Source organism: Kineococcus glutinatus, from assembly GCF_039542765.1.
GTDB classification, from domain to species: Bacteria; Actinomycetota; Actinomycetes; order Actinomycetales; family Kineococcaceae; genus Kineococcus_A; species Kineococcus_A glutinatus.
On sequence record NZ_BAABIL010000227.1, the window covers coordinates 1 to 16,448 of the forward strand.

15 protein-coding genes are annotated in these 16,448 nt (G+C 74.4%); 5 read left to right on the forward strand and 10 right to left on the reverse strand.

Features of this window, described 5'->3' with window-relative positions; translation table 11 throughout:
• From ABEB16_RS09635 to ABEB16_RS09675, 9 genes are all read right to left on the reverse strand, one after another.
• A partial coding sequence (locus ABEB16_RS09635) for a GGDEF domain-containing protein (protein WP_345712041.1) occupies window positions 1-1,072 on the reverse strand: 1,072 nt, incomplete at its 3' end.
• 155 nt (window positions 1,073-1,227) lie between these two features.
• The gene (locus ABEB16_RS09640; RefSeq protein WP_345712042.1) at window positions 1,228-2,526 is read right to left on the reverse strand and encodes a thymidine phosphorylase; all 1,299 of its coding nucleotides are present in this window, start codon (window positions 2,524-2,526) and stop codon (window positions 1,228-1,230) included.
• A complete protein-coding gene (locus ABEB16_RS09645; RefSeq protein WP_345712043.1) occupies window positions 2,523-2,954 on the reverse strand; it encodes a cytidine deaminase in 432 nt (143 codons plus the stop codon). Before ABEB16_RS09645 ends, ABEB16_RS09640 begins: the two co-directional genes overlap by 4 nt.
• On the reverse strand, window positions 2,951-4,255 hold the full coding sequence (locus ABEB16_RS09650; protein ID WP_345712044.1) for an ABC transporter permease: 1,305 nt from the start codon (window positions 4,253-4,255) through the stop codon (window positions 2,951-2,953). Before ABEB16_RS09650 ends, ABEB16_RS09645 begins: the two co-directional genes overlap by 4 nt.
• Window positions 4,252-5,478, reverse strand: coding sequence for an ABC transporter permease (locus ABEB16_RS09655; RefSeq protein WP_345712045.1), 1,227 nt, complete (start codon window positions 5,476-5,478; stop codon window positions 4,252-4,254). The genes ABEB16_RS09650 and ABEB16_RS09655 overlap by 4 nt, the downstream gene beginning before the upstream one ends.
• On the reverse strand, window positions 5,475-6,989 hold the full coding sequence (locus ABEB16_RS09660; RefSeq protein ID WP_345712046.1) for an ABC transporter ATP-binding protein: 1,515 nt from the start codon (window positions 6,987-6,989) through the stop codon (window positions 5,475-5,477). Before ABEB16_RS09660 ends, ABEB16_RS09655 begins: the two co-directional genes overlap by 4 nt.
• A gap of 20 nt (window positions 6,990-7,009) precedes the next feature.
• Entirely contained in the window at window positions 7,010-8,098 is a 1,089-nt protein-coding gene (locus ABEB16_RS09665) for a BMP family lipoprotein (protein ID WP_345712047.1), read from the reverse strand.
• Between the two features lie 106 nt (window positions 8,099-8,204).
• Window positions 8,205-9,407 (reverse strand): amidohydrolase, encoded by a 1,203-nt coding sequence (locus tag ABEB16_RS09670; protein WP_345712048.1) that lies wholly within the window; start codon window positions 9,405-9,407, stop codon window positions 8,205-8,207.
• Window positions 9,408-9,419: 12 nt separating this feature from the next.
• Window positions 9,420-10,613, reverse strand: a complete 1,194-nt coding sequence (locus tag ABEB16_RS09675) for a mannose-1-phosphate guanylyltransferase (RefSeq protein WP_345712049.1) — start codon at window positions 10,611-10,613, stop codon at window positions 9,420-9,422.
• 219 nt (window positions 10,614-10,832) lie between these two features.
• Between ABEB16_RS09675 and sdhC the strand changes: the two genes are divergently transcribed.
• From sdhC to fdhA, 5 genes are all read left to right on the forward strand, one after another.
• Window positions 10,833-11,240 carry a succinate dehydrogenase, cytochrome b556 subunit gene (sdhC, locus tag ABEB16_RS09680; protein ID WP_345712050.1) on the forward strand — a complete coding sequence of 136 codons (408 nt, stop codon included), beginning with the start codon at window positions 10,833-10,835 and terminating at the stop codon, window positions 11,238-11,240.
• A gap of 7 nt (window positions 11,241-11,247) precedes the next feature.
• Window positions 11,248-11,727 (forward strand): succinate dehydrogenase hydrophobic membrane anchor subunit, encoded by a 480-nt coding sequence (locus tag ABEB16_RS09685; protein WP_345712051.1) that lies wholly within the window; start codon window positions 11,248-11,250, stop codon window positions 11,725-11,727.
• Window positions 11,728-11,776: 49 nt separating this feature from the next.
• Entirely contained in the window at window positions 11,777-13,636 is a 1,860-nt protein-coding gene (locus tag ABEB16_RS09690) for an FAD-binding protein (protein ID WP_345712052.1), read from the forward strand.
• The gene (locus ABEB16_RS09695; RefSeq protein WP_345712053.1) at window positions 13,636-14,511 is read left to right on the forward strand and encodes a succinate dehydrogenase iron-sulfur subunit; all 876 of its coding nucleotides are present in this window, start codon (window positions 13,636-13,638) and stop codon (window positions 14,509-14,511) included. Before ABEB16_RS09690 ends, ABEB16_RS09695 begins: the two co-directional genes overlap by 1 nt.
• Window positions 14,512-14,728: 217 nt before the next feature.
• Window positions 14,729-15,991, forward strand: coding sequence for a formaldehyde dehydrogenase, glutathione-independent (fdhA, locus tag ABEB16_RS09700; RefSeq protein ID WP_345712054.1), 1,263 nt, complete (start codon window positions 14,729-14,731; stop codon window positions 15,989-15,991).
• Window positions 15,992-16,108: 117 nt separating this feature from the next.
• Here fdhA and ABEB16_RS09705 read toward each other — a convergent pair whose 3' ends face one another.
• Entirely contained in the window at window positions 16,109-16,348 is a 240-nt protein-coding gene (locus tag ABEB16_RS09705) for an SCO4848 family membrane protein (protein ID WP_345712055.1), read from the reverse strand.
• Between the last annotated feature and the right edge of the window lie 100 nt (window positions 16,349-16,448).

Consider the following 16,448-nt stretch of genomic DNA (forward strand, 5'->3'; position numbering starts at 1 on the left):
CCGCGTCGGCGTGCTCGACGAGCGCCTCGACCTCGCAGGTGCCGCTGTCGGGGGCGGCGGCGTCCAGGGCGGCCACGCCGATGCTGGTGGTCACCTGCCCCACCCGCGCGGACACCTCCGAGCGCACCCGCTCGGCGACCCGCAGCGCGGCGCTCGTGGTCGCGGCGGGCAGCAGCAGCGCGAACTCGTCGCCGCCGATGCGGTACGCCGTGCCGCCGCGCGGGCCGACGGCGACGACGTCGCCCAGCACGGCGGCCACGGCGGAGAGCACGGCGTCGCCGCGGCGGTGCCCGTGGGTGTCGTTGACCTGCTTGAAGCCGTCGAGGTCGACGAGCACCAGCACGAGGGGGCGCTGCTCGCGGTGGGCGGCGGCCACGGCGCGGCCGAGGTCGGCGTGGAAGCTGCGGCGGTTGCGCATGCCGGTGAGGACGTCGGTCTCCGAGCTCGCCAGGGCCCGCCCGTGCCGGCTGCTCAGCCCACGCCCGCCGAGCAGGTAGAAGGCGGGCACCGCGAGCCCGAGACCCGCGAGCAGGGTGAGGACGAGCACCTGGCGCAGGTCCGCGACCTGCTGGCGCAGCTCGTCGCCGGTGCGGACCACCTCCAGCACGCCGACGTCGTCGTGCAGCAGCAGCGGCACGCGCACCACGCTGGCGCCGTCCTCGACGTCGACGACGGCCCGGCCACCGGCCGCCACCTCGCGCACCCGCCGGGCGGTGGCGGCGTCGACGGCCCGTCCCACGACGCGGCGGGGGTCCAGGGCGCCGCTGGACGGCATGGCGGCCGCGGACTGCGGGGCGGCGCTGTAGTCGCCGCGGCCGACGGCCAGCACCGTGCCGTCGGCGTCGATGAGCGCGACCCGCTCCACCCCGGGTCGCACGGCGATGTGGTCCAGGGGTGTCTCGACCTCCAGCACCCCGTTGCCGGGCTGGTTGAAGACGTGGAGGAGCACCTTGGCGTCGGCGGAGTGGGCGGCGGTGACGAACTGCGCGGCGCGCTCGCCGAGGGCCTGCGCCATCAGGGCGTACTGGACCGCGCCGACCGCGGCCAGCGTGACCGCCAGCGTGAGCAGCATGCGGACGGCGAAGCCACCCCTGGGGGGAGCACCCCCCGGCGACCGCCCGACCCTGGTTGCGCGCACAGGTGCTCGTCGGCGTCCGGCCGGGGTGGGTGGAGCCCGCCGCCGCGGGGTTCACCCGGGCAGCGCACCGGTGCGGGCCGGCGCCGCGCTCAGGCGGTGATCCGCTCCAGGACCAGCGCCGGCGCGGCGGCCGGCCGGCCGGTGGTGGGCCCGGCGACGACGACGCCGCCGGCCAGCGCCTCCAGCGCCCACCCGAACCGCTCGGGGGTGTCGGTGTGCAGGGTGAGCAGCGGCTGCCCGGCGCGCACCCGCTCCCCCCGCACGGCGTGCAGCTCGACGCCCGCGCCGGCCTGCACGGCCTCCTCGCGCCGGGCCCGCCCCGCGCCCAGGCGCCAGGCCGCCACACCGACGGCGAGGGCGTCCAGCCCGGTGAGCACCCCGTCCGCCTCGGCGCGCACCTCGTGGGTGTGCCGCGCCACCGGCAGGGGGGCGTCGGGATCGCCGCCCTGCGCGGCGACCATCCGCCGCCAGACGTCCATCGCGCGCCCGTCGCGCAGCGCGTCGGCGGGGTCCACGGCGTCCAGGCCCACGGCGTCGAGCATCTCCCGGGCCAGCACGACGGTGAGCTCGACGAGGTCGGCGGGGCCGCCGCCGGCGAGCACCTCGACGGACTCGCGCACCTCCAGGGCGTTGCCGGCGGTGCGCCCCAGCGGGGTGGACATGTCGGTGAGCAGGGCGCGGGTCTCCACCCCGGCGTCGGTGCCGAGCGCGACCATGGTGGTGGCCAGCTCGCGGGCGAGGGCGGGGTCCTTCATGAAGGCGCCGGAGCCGACCTTGACGTCGAGCACGAGCGCGCGGGTGCCCTCGGCGATCTTCTTGCTCATGATGGAGCTGGCGATGAGCGGCACCGACTCCACGGTGCCGGTGACGTCGCGCAGCGCGTAGAGCTTGCGGTCGGCCGGGGCCAGGTCGGCGGTGGCGGCGCAGACCACGGCGCCCACGTCGCGCAGCTGGGCGTCGACCTCCGCCAGCTCCAGCGAGGCCCGCCAGCCGGCGATGGCCTCCATCTTGTCCAGCGTGCCCCCGGTGTGCCCGAGGCCGCGGCCGGACAGCTGCGGCACGGCCGCCCCGCAGGCGGCGACCAGGGGCGCCAGCGGCAGCGTCACCTTGTCCCCCACCCCGCCGGTGGAGTGCTTGTCGACCGCCGGCCGGGGCAGCGAGGAGAAGTCCAGCCGCGAGCCGGATTCGATCATGGCGCGGGTCCAGCGGCTCACCTCCGCCCGGTCCATGCCGCGCAGCAGGATCGCCATCGCCAGCGCCGACATCTGCTCCTCGGCGACCTCGCCGCGGGTGTAGGCGGCGACCACCCAGTCGATCTGCTCGCCGGACAGCGCGCCGCCGTCGCGCTTGGTGCGGATGACGTCGACCGCCGCGAACCGCCGGCTCACCGGTCCTCCTCCCGCGCAGGGGCCCTGCGCGCCTCGTCCACCAGGTCCTCGGGGCCGAACGCGTCCGGCAGCACCTCGCGCATCGGCAGCACCCCGCGCGCGGTGTCCACCAGCAGGTCCGCGCCGCCGAACTCCCACAGCAGCTGCCGGCAGCGCCCGCAGGGCATGAGCACCCCGCCGGCGGCGTCGACGCAGGCGAAGGCCACCAGCCGGCCCCCGCCGCCCATCCGCAGCGCGCCGACCAGGGTGCACTCGGCGCACAGCGTCAGCCCGTAGGAGGCGTTCTCCACGTTGCAGCCGGTCACGACCCGCCCGTCGTCGACGAGGGCCGCCGCGCCGACGGGGAAGCGGGAGTAGGGCACGTAGGCGTGCTCCAGCGCCGCGCGCGCGGCGGCGCGCAGGGCCTCGAAGTCGACCTCCTCGCTCATGCCGGGTACGGCTCCCCGCTGGCGGCGGGCGGGCGCACCCGGCCCACGAACCCGGCCACGGCGAGGACCGTGGCCAGGTAGGGCAGCATCGACAGGAAGCTGGAGGGCACCGCCGAACCGTAGGGCAGGACGCCGACGAGGGTCTGCAGGGCCGCGAAGAAGCCGAACAGCAGCGAGGCGGCCACGGCGCCCCGCGGGCTCCAGCGACCGAAGATCACCGCGGCGAGCGCGATGAACCCCTTGCCGGCGGACATGTTCTCGGTGAACGGCCCGATGGTGCCGATCGACAGGAAGGCCCCGCCGAGGCCGGCGATCCCGCCGGCGACGACGACGTTGACGTAGCGCACCCGCAGGACCGGCACGCCCACGGTCGCCGCGGCCTTCGGGTGCTCCCCGACCGCACGGGTGCGCAGCCCCCAGCGGGTGCGGAACAGCACGACCTGCAGCGCGACGATGAGCGCGTACATGACGTAGACGAGGACGTTGGCGTCGAACAGCAGCGGTCCCAGCACGGGGATGTCCGACAGCAGCGGGACCGGCACCGTGGACAGCACGCCCGGGGAGTTGAACCGCTGGGTGTCGGACTGCATGAGCGCCTTGTAGGCCCAGCCGGTGAACCCGAGGGCGGCGGCGTTGAGCACGACGCCGAGGATCACCTGGTTGACCCGGTAGCGGATCGCGAAGACCGCCAGCAGCCAGCCGACGAGCGCACCCGCCAGCACCGCACCGACGGTGCCGGCGCCGAGGCTGCCCGCCGTCGTGCCCACCAGGGCGGCGGTGAAGGCACCCGTGAGCAGCTGGCCCTCGATGGCGACGTTGACGACACCGCTGCGCTCGCCGAGCACGCCGGCCAGCGCGCCGAGGACGAGCGGGGTGGCCAGGAAGACCGTCTGCCGCAGCAGCTGCACGACGTCGATGGCGGAGGCGTCCGCACCGCTCATCGCCCAGCACAGGAAGGAGACGACGAAGGCGACGACCGCCGCGCCGACGAGCAGCGGCCCGCGCCGCGGCCGGAAACCCCGCGCGATCTGCAGCACGCCGAGGACCACCACGAGCGCGCCGAGCACGACGGGGGTGGCGGTGCCCGGCACGGTGAGGTCGGGCAGCTCCACCGCGGTGCCGCCGCCGAAGCGGAAGGTCGCGTCCCCGCTGCCGGAGCCGAGCCCCCAGCCGAGGGCGGTGACGAGGCCGGCGACGACGAGCAGGGCGCCGGTGACCGCGCGCCGGCGCGGGCTGGTGACGGGCTCGACGTGCTCGTGGACGACGACGGCCTCGGGCCGCGCCTGCGGGGTGGCGCTCACCGCGTCCACCCCCCGGCCAGCTCGCCGCCGACGCCGCCGGCGCGGGTGCGCAGCCGGAACACCGCCCGCACCAGGGCGGGGGCGGCGATGAAGAGCACGATGAGCGCCTGCAGCACGCCGACGAGGTCGACGGGGACGCCGGTGGCCGACTGCATCTGCACGCCGCCGGCGCGCAGCGCGCCGAACAGCAGGCCCGCGGCGACCACGCCCCAGGGGTTGTTGCGCCCGAGCAGCGCGACCGTGATGGCGTCGAAGCCGATGCTGCCGGCGATGCTGCCGGTGACGCTGCCCGTCACGCCGAGGGCCTGCGAGGCGCCGGCCAGCCCGGCGAGCCCGCCGGACAGGGCCATCGCGGTGATCTGCAGCCGGCCCACCGACATGCCCGCGGTGCGCGCGGCCTCCGGGTTGGCCCCGACGGCGCGCATCCGGAACCCCAGCCGCGAGCTGCGGAACAGCCAGTGCACGACGAGGGCCGCCAGCACGGCCAGCAGCAGCCCGGCGTGCACCCGCAGCGGGCTGCCGAGCAGCAGCGGCAGCCGCGCGGAGCCGTCCACGACCTCCGAGATGGCCTGCCCGTAGGGCGGTCGCTGGAAGCCGCGGGTGCTCAGCAGGAAGGTGAGCAGGTTGAGCGCGACGTAGTTCAGCATGATCGTGGTGATGACCTCGTGGGCGCCGGTGCGGGCCTTGAGCCAGCCCACGAGGGCGCCCCAGAGGCCACCGCCCACGACACCGCCGGCCAGCGCGAGCAGCAGGTGCAGCCCGGCGGGCAGGTCGAGGGCGAAGCCGATCCAGGCCGCGGCGATCGCACCGAGCACCACCTGGCCCTGGGCGCCGATGTTGAACAGCCCCACCCGGAACGCGAGGGCGACGGCGAGCCCGCCCAGCACGAGCGGGGTGGCGTTGACGAGGGTCTCCGAGATCGGCCCCAGCGCCGCCTTGCCGGACAGCGCGGGGCTGTAGAACGCCCCCTCCAGCAGCGCGGCGTAGGCGTCGCGCACCGCCCAGCCCGCCTCGACGACGGTGTCCCACGGGTAGGAGAAGAAGTAGGCCGCGGCGGCGCGGGTGCGCGCGTCGCCCACGGCGATGAGCACCGCCCCCACGACGAGGGCGCCGACGACGGCGCAGGCGGTGACGAGCAGGTCGCCGGCGCGCGCCCGGCGGGGGCGCGGCGCGCCGGCCGCACCCCCCGGTGGCGCCTGTCCCGGTGCGACGTCGGTGCTCACGCGGTTCCCTCCTGCGGCTGCGCGCCGGCCATGAGCAGCCCCAGCTGCTCGGAGGTGGCGTCGGGGCCGACCTCCCCGGCGATGCGGCCGCGGTAGAGGACGACGATGCGGTCGGCCAGCGCCCGCACCTCGTCCAGCTCGGTGGACACCAGCAGGACCGCGGCGCCGCGGTCGCGCTCGGCGACGATGCGGGAGTGCACGAACTCCTGGCTGCCGACGTCGACACCCCGGGTGGGCTGGGCGACGACGAGCAGCTCCAGGGGCCGGGACATCTCCCGCGCCAGGACGACCTTCTGCTGGTTGCCGCCCGACAGCGTCGAGACCGCCGCCTCCGGGCCGGAGGTGCGGATGTCGAACTCCGCGACCCGCTCGCGCGCGTTGCGCGCGACCGCGGCGCGGTCCACCGCGGGGCCCGCCGAGAAGGCGGGGGTGTCGACGAGGTCGAGGACGAGGTTCTCGGCGATGCTGAAGGAGCCGACGAGGCCGTCGTGCAGCCGGTCCTCGGGGACGTAGCCGACGCCGCGGTCGAGCACCTCGCGGACGCCGGCGCCCGTGACGTCCTCGCCGGACAGCCGGATCGTCCCGGCGTCGACGGGCTGCAGGCCCACGACGCAGCGGGTGAGCTCCGTCTGGCCGTTGCCGTCCACCCCGGCCACGCCGAGCACCTCCCCCGCCCGCACGGTGAGGTCCACGTCGTCGAGCAGCACCGCCCCGCCGGGGTCGGTGACCCGCACCCCGGCCAGCTCCAGCACCGGCGGGCCGGGGGCGGCGGGGGCCTTGTCCACGACGAGCCGGACGTCGCGGCCCACCATGAGCGCGGCCAGCTCCGCCGGCGAGGCGCTGGGCAGGGCCTCGCCCACGACCCGGCCGCGGCGGATGACGGTGATGCGGTCGGCGACGGCCCGCACCTCCCGCAGCTTGTGCGTGATGAAGACGATGGACGTGCCGGCCTCGGCCAGGGAGCGCATGACCCGCATGAGGTCGTCGGTCTCCGCCGGGGTCAGCACCGCGGTCGGCTCGTCGAGGACGAGGACCTTCGCCTCCCGCAGCAGCGCCTTGACGATCTCCACCCGCTGCTGCACGCCGACGGCGAGGTCGGCGACGAGGGCGTCCGGCGGCACGGCCAGGCCGAACCGCTCGGACGTCTCCACGACCCGCTGCCGGGCGCGGCGGCCGTCCAGCAGGCCGCCGCGCCCGGTGAGCTCGGCGCCGAGCACGATGTTCTCCGTCGCGGTGAAGGTCGGCACCAGCATGAAGTGCTGGTGGACCATCCCGATCCCGGCGGCCATCGCGTCGCCCGGCGAGGAGAACTCCACGGGCCGGGAGTCGACGAGGACCTGTCCCTCGTCGGGCCGGTACAGCCCGTAGAGCACGTTCATCAGCGTGCTCTTGCCGGCGCCGTTCTCGCCGAGGAGGGCGTGGATCTCGCCCTCCCGGACCGTCAGGTCGATGCCGTCGTTGGCGACGAGGGACCCGAAGCGCTTCGTGATGCCCCGCAGTTCCAGCTCCACGAGCGCTGGTCCCCTCCTGCTCAGCCGGCGGAGATCGCGCTCGGCGAGGTGATCTCGATGGTCCCGTCGATGATGCCCTGCCGGACGGTCTCCAGCTCGCTCTTCAGCTCGGCGGGGACCTTGGCGTCGAACTCGTTGAACGGCGCCAGCCCGACGCCCTCGTTCTCCAGGGTGCCGACGTAGGAACCGGTGGGCGCCTCGCCGTCGGCGGCGGCCAGCACGTACTCCTGCACCGAGCCGGTGAGGTTCTTCGTCACCGAGGAGATGAAGTACGGGCAGTACTGCGCGGCGCTCTCGCAGCCGTCGGTGTCCACCCAGATGAGGCTGAGCGCACCGCCGGCGGCCTCCGCGGCGGCCCCGGCCCCCAGGCCCGCCTGGCCCGCGACGGGCATGATGACGTCGGCGCCCTGCCCGGCGAGGGTCTCGGTGATGGAGCGGCCCGCGGCCTGGTCGGTGAAGCTGTTGGCGAACGTGCCACCGTCGGGGTTGTTCTCGTCCCAGCCGAGGACGCGGACGTTCGTGCCCTTCTGGGCGTTGTGGTACTGCACGCCCTCCCAGAAGCCGTCCATGAAGATGGTGACCGGCGGGATGGGCAGGCCGCCCCAGGTGCCGACGACGCCCGACTTCGACATGCCGGCGGCGAGGTAGCCGCCGAGGAACGCGGCCTCGACGGTGTTGTACTGGATGCCGTAGACGTTCTCCAGCTCCGAGGACGAGTCGATCTCGGCGAAGGCCTGCTCGGGGTTGGCGCCGGCCACCTCCGCCATGCTGTCGGCCATCAGGCCGCCGACGCCGATGATGGTGTCGCAGCCCTGGGTGACCTGCGCCTGCAGGTTGGGGGTGTACTGCGTGTCGTCCGCGGAGGGCACGTAGGAGATCTCGACGGCCGGGTTCTCCTCCGCCGCCCCCTCCATGCCCGCCCACGAGGACTGGTTGAAGGAGCGGTCGTCGACACCACCGGTGTCGAGCACCATGCAGGCCTTGAACGCCTCCCCCGAGGCGGCGGTGGTGCCGGAGTCGCCGGAGCCCTCCGTCGGGCGTTCACCGCAGGCGGCCAGCAGCAGGGCGGCCGCGCCCAGGGCGGCGGCGCGGGCGAGCGTCGTAGTCACAGCCAGAACCCTCCAGAACCCTCCCGGCCCGATGCCCGGAGCGGGCCCACTCTAGGTGCGCGGAACGCCCGCCGAGGGGGCACCGAGCCGGGCAACGTGCAAGTCGTTACGCGTCCGAAACGCGCGGATCGTCCAGCGCCGCGTCCGGTGACAGCGCGGTGGCGAGCAGCAACCGGACCCCGACCGGGATGCAGCGCTCGTCGGGGACGTAGTCGCCGCGGTGCAGGTCGTAGACGTGCCCGCCGGGGGTGCGGGTGCCCAGGCGGGCCATCGCGCCGGGGACGCGCTGCAGGTACCACGCGAAGTCCTCCCCGCCCAGGGACTGCCGCGTCGGCTCCACCGCGTGCGGGCCCAGCTCCGCGCGCGCGGCCCCGTCGAGCACCGCGGTGGCCCGCACCTCGTTGTCCACCGGCGGCACCCCCCGCACCAGCGTCACCTCCGCCTGCACGGCGTAGGGGCGCACCAGGTCGGCGACGACGTCCTCCACGAGCTCGCCGGCGTGGCGCCAGGCGTCGCTCTCCATGCAGCGCAGCGTGCCCGCCGCCCAGCCCTCGCTGGGCACCGCGTTGGGCGCCTCGCCGGCCCGCACCGCCCCCCACGTGAGGTTGAGCCCCGAGCGCGGGTCCACCCGGCGCGAGAGGACCGCCGGCAGCTGGGTGACGACCTGACCGAGGGCGAAGACGAGGTCACCGGCCAGGTGGGGGCGGGAGGTGTGCCCGCCGGTGCCCGTGATCCGCACCCGCACCGTGTCCGACGCCGAGGTGATCGGGCCCGCCTTGAGGCCGACCCGCCCCACCTCCGTGCCCGGGTCGCAGTGCAGGCCGTAGATCGCCGACAGGTCGTCCACCGCGCCGGCCTGCACCACGTCGATCGCGCCGCCGGGCATGACCTCCTCCGCCGGCTGGAAGACCAGCCGCACCGGGCGGGGCAGGCGCCCGGCGCGGTGCAGGTCGGCCAGCACGAGCCCCGCGCCGGCCACGCACGCGGTGTGGATGTCGTGCCCGCAGGCGTGCGCCACCCCCGGCACCGTCGAGGCGTAGGGCAGGCCCGTCGTCTCCGGCAGCGCCAGGGCGTCGAGGTCGGCGCGCAGGCCCACCCGCGGCACGCCCTCCCCGACGTCGGCGATCAGGCCGGTGCCGGGCAGCAGCCGCACGCGCAGCCCGGCGGCGGCCATCCGCTCGGCGACCAGGGACGTCGTGCGGTGCTCCTCGCGGCTGCGCTCCGGGTGCGCGTGCAGGTCCCGGCGCAGGGCGGTGATCCCGCCCGGCCCGTCGAGGTGGGGCGCCAGCAGCGCAGCGAGGGACGTCACAGTAGATCGACGCTAGAGCACGTCCAGCCGCTCGGCCTCGCGGGCGCGTTCCACCAGCTTCCTGACCTCCTGCGCGCGGGCCCGGGTGGTCACCATGAGGGCGTCGGGGGTGTCGACCACGACGACGTCGTCCAGGCCCAGCACGGCCACGACGCGGCCGGAGGCGGGCACCACCAGCCCGCCGGCCACCCCCTCGGTGAGCACGAGGTCGGCATCGCCGAGCACGCGCGGGCGGCCGGAGTCGGCGGGCAGCAGCTCGGCCAGCGAGGAGTAGTCGCCCACGTCGTCCCAGCCGAAGGTGGCGGGCACCACCGCGACGCGGCCCTGCGCGGCGGCCGGCTCGGCGACGGCGTGGTCGATGGCGAGCGCCGGCAGCGTGCCCCAGCGCTCGGCCAGCACGGCGTCGCGCCGGGGGGTGTCCCAGGCGTCGGCGACGGCCTGCAACCCGTCGTGCAGCTGCGGGGCGTGCTGCTTGAGCAGCTCCAGCAGCACGTCGGCGCGCGCCACGAACATGCCGCCGTTCCAGCGGTAGTCGCCGGTGGAGAGGTAGGCGGAGGCGGTGCGGGCGTCGGGCTTCTCCTTGAACTGCAGGACCCGGCGGGCGTTGGGCGCCCCCTGCAGCCGCAGCCGCTTGCCGAGGCGGATGTAGCCGAAGCCGGTGGCCGGGTGGGAGGGGGCGATGCCGATGGTCACGACGAAGCCGCGCCGGGCGGTGACGACGGCCTCCTCCACGGAGGACTCGAAGTCGTCGCGACCGGAGATGACGTGGTCGGCGGCGAAGGAGCCGATGACGGCGTCGGGCGCGCGGCGCACGAGCACGGCGGCGGCCAGGCCGATGGCGGCGGCGGAGTCGCGGGGGCTGGGCTCGGCGAGGACGTTCTCGGCGGGCAGCTCGGGCAGCTGGGCGGCGACGGCCCCGGCGTGGCGGCGGCCGGTCACCACCAGGGTGCGCTCGGCGGTGCTGAGGGGCTCCAGGCGGTCCCAGGTGGCCTGCAGCAGGGTGCGGCCGCGGCCGGTGAGGTCGAGCAGGAACTTCGGGCGGTCCAGGCGCGACAGCGGCCACAGCCGGGTCCCGGCCCCGCCGGCGGGCACCACGGGGTGGAAGTCGCCGAGGTCGATGGTGCCGTCCTCCAGGTCGGAGTCCGCCCAGCCGGGCGCCGGGGGCGCGGCGGCGGTGTCGGCCGCGGGGACGGCGTCGCTCGTCATGCCCGGAACCTACCGGCTCGCCCGGGGCCGCGAGCGGTCCGCCGGGGCCTCCCAGCAGGCGCAGCAGGGTGTGAGTCGTTCGTCACAAAGGGCCGCGACGACCGCTCTCCGAGCGGTCCTCGCCCGGCGTGGTGCCTACGATGCTGGATGGACGCCGACGTTCCGCTGCGGGAGCATCCGCCCGCACGCCTGGCGTCCTCGATCCCGAGGGAGGACCCGGTGGCCAGCCTCACACCCACCGCCAAGGCCGCGCCGAAGAAGCCCGTCGGCACCCTGTACCGGGGGCGGGAGGGGATGTGGAGCTGGGTCTTCCACCGGATCACCGGTGTGGCGATCTTCTTCTTCCTCTTCGTGCACGTCCTCGACACCGCCACCGTGCGCATCTCGCCGGAGGCGTACAACGCCGTCATCGGCCAGTACAAGAACCCCGTCATGGGGCTGGGTGAGGCGGGCCTCGTCGGCGCCGTCGTCTTCCACGCCCTCAACGGCATCCGGATCATCCTCGTCGACTTCTGGTCGAAGGGCACCCAGCACCAGCGCAAGCTCTTCTGGGGCGTCATCGCGCTGTGGACGGTGCTGATGGTGCCGTTCCTCGTCCGCCACCTCTCCATCGTCTTCGGCCACTGAGGTCACCATGAGCACCCCCACCGAGACCCCGGGCCCCGGCTCCTACGCCCCCGCCCTGGAGACCCCCCACTCGCCCTACCGCCGCTCGAAGGCGACCCGCAGCAACTGGGAGCTGTACGGGTGGCTGTTCATGCGGATGTCCGGCGTCCTGCTGCTCGTCCTCGTCTTCGGCCACCTCTGGGTGAACATGGTGTCCGGCGACGGCATCAACCAGGTCGACTGGGGCTTCGTCGCCGGCAAGTGGTCCTCGCCGTTCTGGCAGACCTGGGACGTCCTGATGCTGTGGCTGGCGCAGCTGCACGGCACCAACGGCGTGCGCACGATCATCAACGACTACGCCGAGCGGGACGCCACCCGGTTCTGGCTGAAGATGGCGCTCTACGCCGCCACCGCCGTCGTGCTGGTGCTCGGCAGCCTCGTGGTCTTCACCTTCGACCCCTGCGCCGACCCCTCGTCGACGCTCGAGGCCTGCCGCACCCGCAGCTGACCCGTCCCGCAGCGTCCACACGAGAGCGTCCCGAGAGAGGCACCGAGCCATGCAGACCCACAGGTACGACGTCGTCATCGTCGGCGCGGGCGGCGCGGGCATGCGGGCGGCCCTGGAGGCCGGGCAGCGCGCGCGCACGGCCGTCCTGACCAAGCTCTACCCCACCCGCTCCCACACCGGTGCCGCCCAGGGCGGCATGTGCGCCGCGCTGGCCAACGTCGAGGACGACAACTGGGAGTGGCACACCTTCGACACCGTCAAGGGCGGCGACTACCTCGTCGACCAGGACGCGGCGGAGGTCATGTGCAAGGAGGCCATCGACGCCGTCCTGGACCTGGAGAAGATGGGGCTGCCGTTCAACCGCACCCCCGAGGGCAGGATCGACCAGCGCCGGTTCGGCGGGCACACCCGCAACCACGGCGAGGCCGCGGTGCGCCGCTCCTGCTTCGCCGCCGACCGCACCGGGCACATGATCCTGCAGACCCTCTACCAGCAGTGCGTCAAGCACGAGGTGGAGTTCTTCAACGAGTTCTACGTCCTGGACCTGCTGCTCGTGGACGCCGCCGACGCGCGCACCGGCAGGGAGATCGAGGGCCTGCAGGTGGAGCGCCCCGAGGGCGGCTCCGGCGGCGCGGACGGCTCCGCCGGCGGCCCCGTGGGCGGCGTCCCGGCCGGCAAGCGGGTGGCGGGCGTCGTGGCCTACGAGCTGGCCACCGGGGAGATCCACGTCTTCCAGGCCAAGTCCGTGGTGTTCGCCACCGGTGGCGCGGGCAAGGTCTACAAGACGACGTCGAACGCCCACACCCTCACCGGCGACGGCATGGGCATCGCCTACCGGCGCGGGCTGCCGCTGGAGGACATGGAGTTCTTCCAGTTCCACCCGACGGGCCTGGCGGGCCTGGGCATCCTGCTGTCGGAGGCCGCCCGCGGCGAGGGCGGCATCCTGCGCAACGCCGACGGCGAGCGGTTCATGGAGCGCTACGCCCCGACCATCAAGGACCTCGCGCCGCGCGACATCGTGGCCCGCTCGATGGCCAACGAGGTGCGCGAGGGCCGCGGCGCCGGGCCGAACAAGGACTACGTCCTGCTCGACCTGACGCACCTGGAGCCGGCGCACATCGACGCCAAGCTGCCCGACATCACCGAGTTCGCGCGCACCTACCTCGGGGTGGAGCCCTACACCGAGCCGGTGCCGGTCTACCCGACCGCGCACTACGCGATGGGCGGTGTGCCCACGAACGTCGACGCCGAGGTGCTCAGCGACAACACCACCGTCGTGCCGGGCCTCTACGCCGCGGGCGAGGTGGCGTGCGTGTCGGTGCACGGCTCCAACCGGCTGGGCACCAACTCCCTGCTGGACATCAACGTGTTCGGCAAGCGGGCCGGCATCGCCGCCGCCGAGTACGCGAACCGGGCGGACTGGGTGGCGCTGCCGGAGGCCCCGGAGGCGGAGACGGTCGAGATGCTGGAGTCCATCCGCAACCGCCCCGCCGGCGAGCGCTACTCCGCGATCCGCACCGCGCTGCAGGAGACGATGGACGCCAACGCGCAGGTCTTCCGCACGGAGGGCACCCTCAAGCAGGCGCTGTCGGACATCGACCGCCTCAAGGAGCGCTACTCCCGCGTCAGCGTGCAGGACAAGGGCAAGCGCTACAACACCGACCTGCTGGAGGCGGTGGAGGTGGGGTTCCTGCTGGACCTGGCGGAGGTCATCGTGCTGGGCGCCCTGGAGCGCAAGGAGTCCCGCGGCGGGCACTTCCGCGAGGACTACCCCCACCGCGACGACGTGAACTTCATGCGGCACACGATGGTGTACCGCGAGCGGGGCGCCGACGGCACGCTCGTCAACCGCCTCGACTTCAAGCCGGTCGTGCAGACCCGTTACCAGCCGATGGAGCGCAAGTACTGATGGCACCCGACCGCGAACCCGAGGCCCGCTCGACCACCGAGGGCGGTCCCTCCGAGACCAACGCAGAGGCGGGCCCGGCGAAGTCCGCCGCCCGCGCCCGCGAGGGCTCCGGCGGCGCCGCCCCGCGCAAGGAGCCGGCCAGCTCCGGCGGCACCGGGGAGATCCCGTCCTTCGACGTCACGATGCGCCTGCGCCGGTACAACCCGGAGCAGGACTCCGAGCCGCACTGGGAGGACTACACCGTCCGGATGCACGGCACCGACCGCGTGCTGGACGCCCTGCACAAGGTCAAGGCCGAGATCGACGGCACCCTGACGTTCCGCCGCTCCTGCGCGCACGGCGTGTGCGGCTCCGACGCGGTGCGGATCAACGGCCGCAACCGGCTGGCGTGCAAGACGCTGCTGAAGGACCTGAACCTGTCCAAGCCGGTCGTCGTGGAGCCGATCAAGGGCCTGCCGATCGAGAAGGACCTCGTCGTCGACATGGAGCCGTTCTTCGCGGCCTACCGCGAGGTGATGCCGTTCCTCATCACCACCGGGGCGGAGCCGACGCGCGAGCGCATCCAGTCCCAGCCCGACCGCGAGCGCTTCGACGACACGACCAAGTGCATCCTCTGCGCGGCCTGCACCTCCTCGTGCCCGGTGTTCTGGACGGACGGGCAGTACTTCGGCCCGGCGGCCATCGTGAACGCCCACCGGTTCATCTTCGACAGCCGCGACGCCGGCTCGGACCTGCGGCTGGAGGTCCTCAACGACAAGGAGGGCGTCTGGCGCTGCCGCACGACCTTCAACTGCTCGGAGGCGTGCCCCCGCGGCATCCAGATCACCAAGGCGATCGCCGAGGTCAAGCAGGCCCTCATCGCCCGCAAGCTCTGAGGTCCCCCGCGCCGTCCCCGGCGCGGTCCCCCGCGGAAAGGACCCTTTCCGTCGTCCCGGTCCCCTGCCGGACGACGGAAAGGGTCCTTTCCGTCGTCCGGGGAGGGGGCGGCACGGCTGCGCCCCGCCCGCCCCTTGCGCACCACGCGTCCCGGGGGTTGGCTGTCCCCGGCACCGGCGACGAGGCCGGCGTCCGTCCCGACGGAGGGATCAGGTCGTGAGCACCGGCACCGCTGAGGATCTCCAGGTCAGCCCGCACGCGTCCGACGGCAACCACGCCATCGCCTACCTCGGCCCCGGCCGGGTCGAGGTGCAGACGATCGACTACCCGGACTTCGTCCTCAGGGACGGCCCCGGCGTCAACCCCGCCAACGTCGGCCGCCGGGTCGACCACGGCGTCGTCCTCAAGCTCGTCGCCACCAACATCTGCGGCTCCGACCAGCACATGGTGCGCGGGCGCACCACCGCCCCGCCGAACCTCGTCCTCGGCCACGAGATCACCGGCGAGGTGGTGGAGAAGGGCCGCGACGTGGAGTTCCTCGACATCGGAGACCTCGTCTCCGTGCCGTTCAACATCGCCTGCGGGCGCTGCCGCAACTGCAAGGAGCGCAAGACCGGCATCTGCCTCAACGTCAACCCGGACCGGCCCGGCTCCGCCTACGGCTACGTCGACATGGGCGGCTGGGTCGGCGGGCAGGCGGAGTACGTCCTGGTGCCCTACGCGGACTTCAACGCGCTGAAGTTCCCCGACAAGGCGCAGGCCATGGAGAAGATCCTCGACCTGGCGATGCTGTCGGACATCTTCCCCACCGGCTTCCACGGCTGCGTCAGCGCCGGCGTGACCGTGGGCTCCACCGTCTACGTCGCCGGCGCCGGCCCCGTCGGGCTGGCCGCGGCGGCGGGGGCCCAGCTGCTCGGGGCGGCCGTCGTCATCGTCGGAGACCTCAACGCCGAGCGGCTGGAGCGCGCCCGCAGCTTCGGCTGCGAGACGGTGGACGTCTCCCGGGGCGACCCGAGGGACCAGATCGAGCAGATCCTCGGGGTGCCGGAGGTCGACTGCGGCGTCGACGCCGTCGGCTTCGAGGCGCGCGGGCACGGCGAGGGCGCGAAGCGGGAGGCGCCGGCGACGGTGCTGAACTCCCTCATGGAGCTCACCGCGGCCGGTGGCGCGCTGGGCGTCCCCGGCCTCTACGTCACCGGCGACCCCGGCGGCGTCGACGAGGCCGCCAAGAAGGGGTCGCTGTCCCTGGACCTCGGCACCGGCTGGGCCAAGTCGCTGTCCTTCACCACCGGCCAGTGCCCCGTGATGAAGTACAACCGCCAGCTGATGATGGCGATCCTGCACGATCGCGTGCAGATCGCGAAGGCGGTGGGCGCGACGCCCATCTCGCTGGAGGAGGCGCCCGACGCCTACGCGAGGTTCGACGCCGGAGCGCCGCAGAAGTTCGTCATCGACCCGCACGGCCTCATCCCGCGCTGACCCTGCGCGCGCGCACCCCCCGCAGCGCGGTCCCCCGCGGAAAGGACCCTTTCCGTCGTTCCGGCCCCCTCCCGGACGACGGAAGGGTCCTTTCCGCGCGGGGTGGGGGCGGTGCGCTCAGGCGGCGCGGGCGCCCCGGGCGCCGCGCCAGCCGCGCACGCCGAGGACGCCGAGCGCGGTGCCGATGGCCAGGCTCACGACGACGAGCACGAGGTGGACGAGGAAGAACGGCTGTGCGGTGCCGCCGGCGAAGGAGCGCTCGTCGGCCCAGATGTTGCGCAGGAACGTGGGCCAGATGACCCAGGACCACAACCCGACGGCGATGAGGAAGGCGCTGGCGCGTCGCGAGAGGACCACCCCGCCATCCTCCCCCAGCCCCGGTGGGGCCCGGCACGCGCCCCGGCGCCACCACCACCTCAGCGCCGCCGGCGCAGCGCCGTCGCCCCCAGGGCCAGGC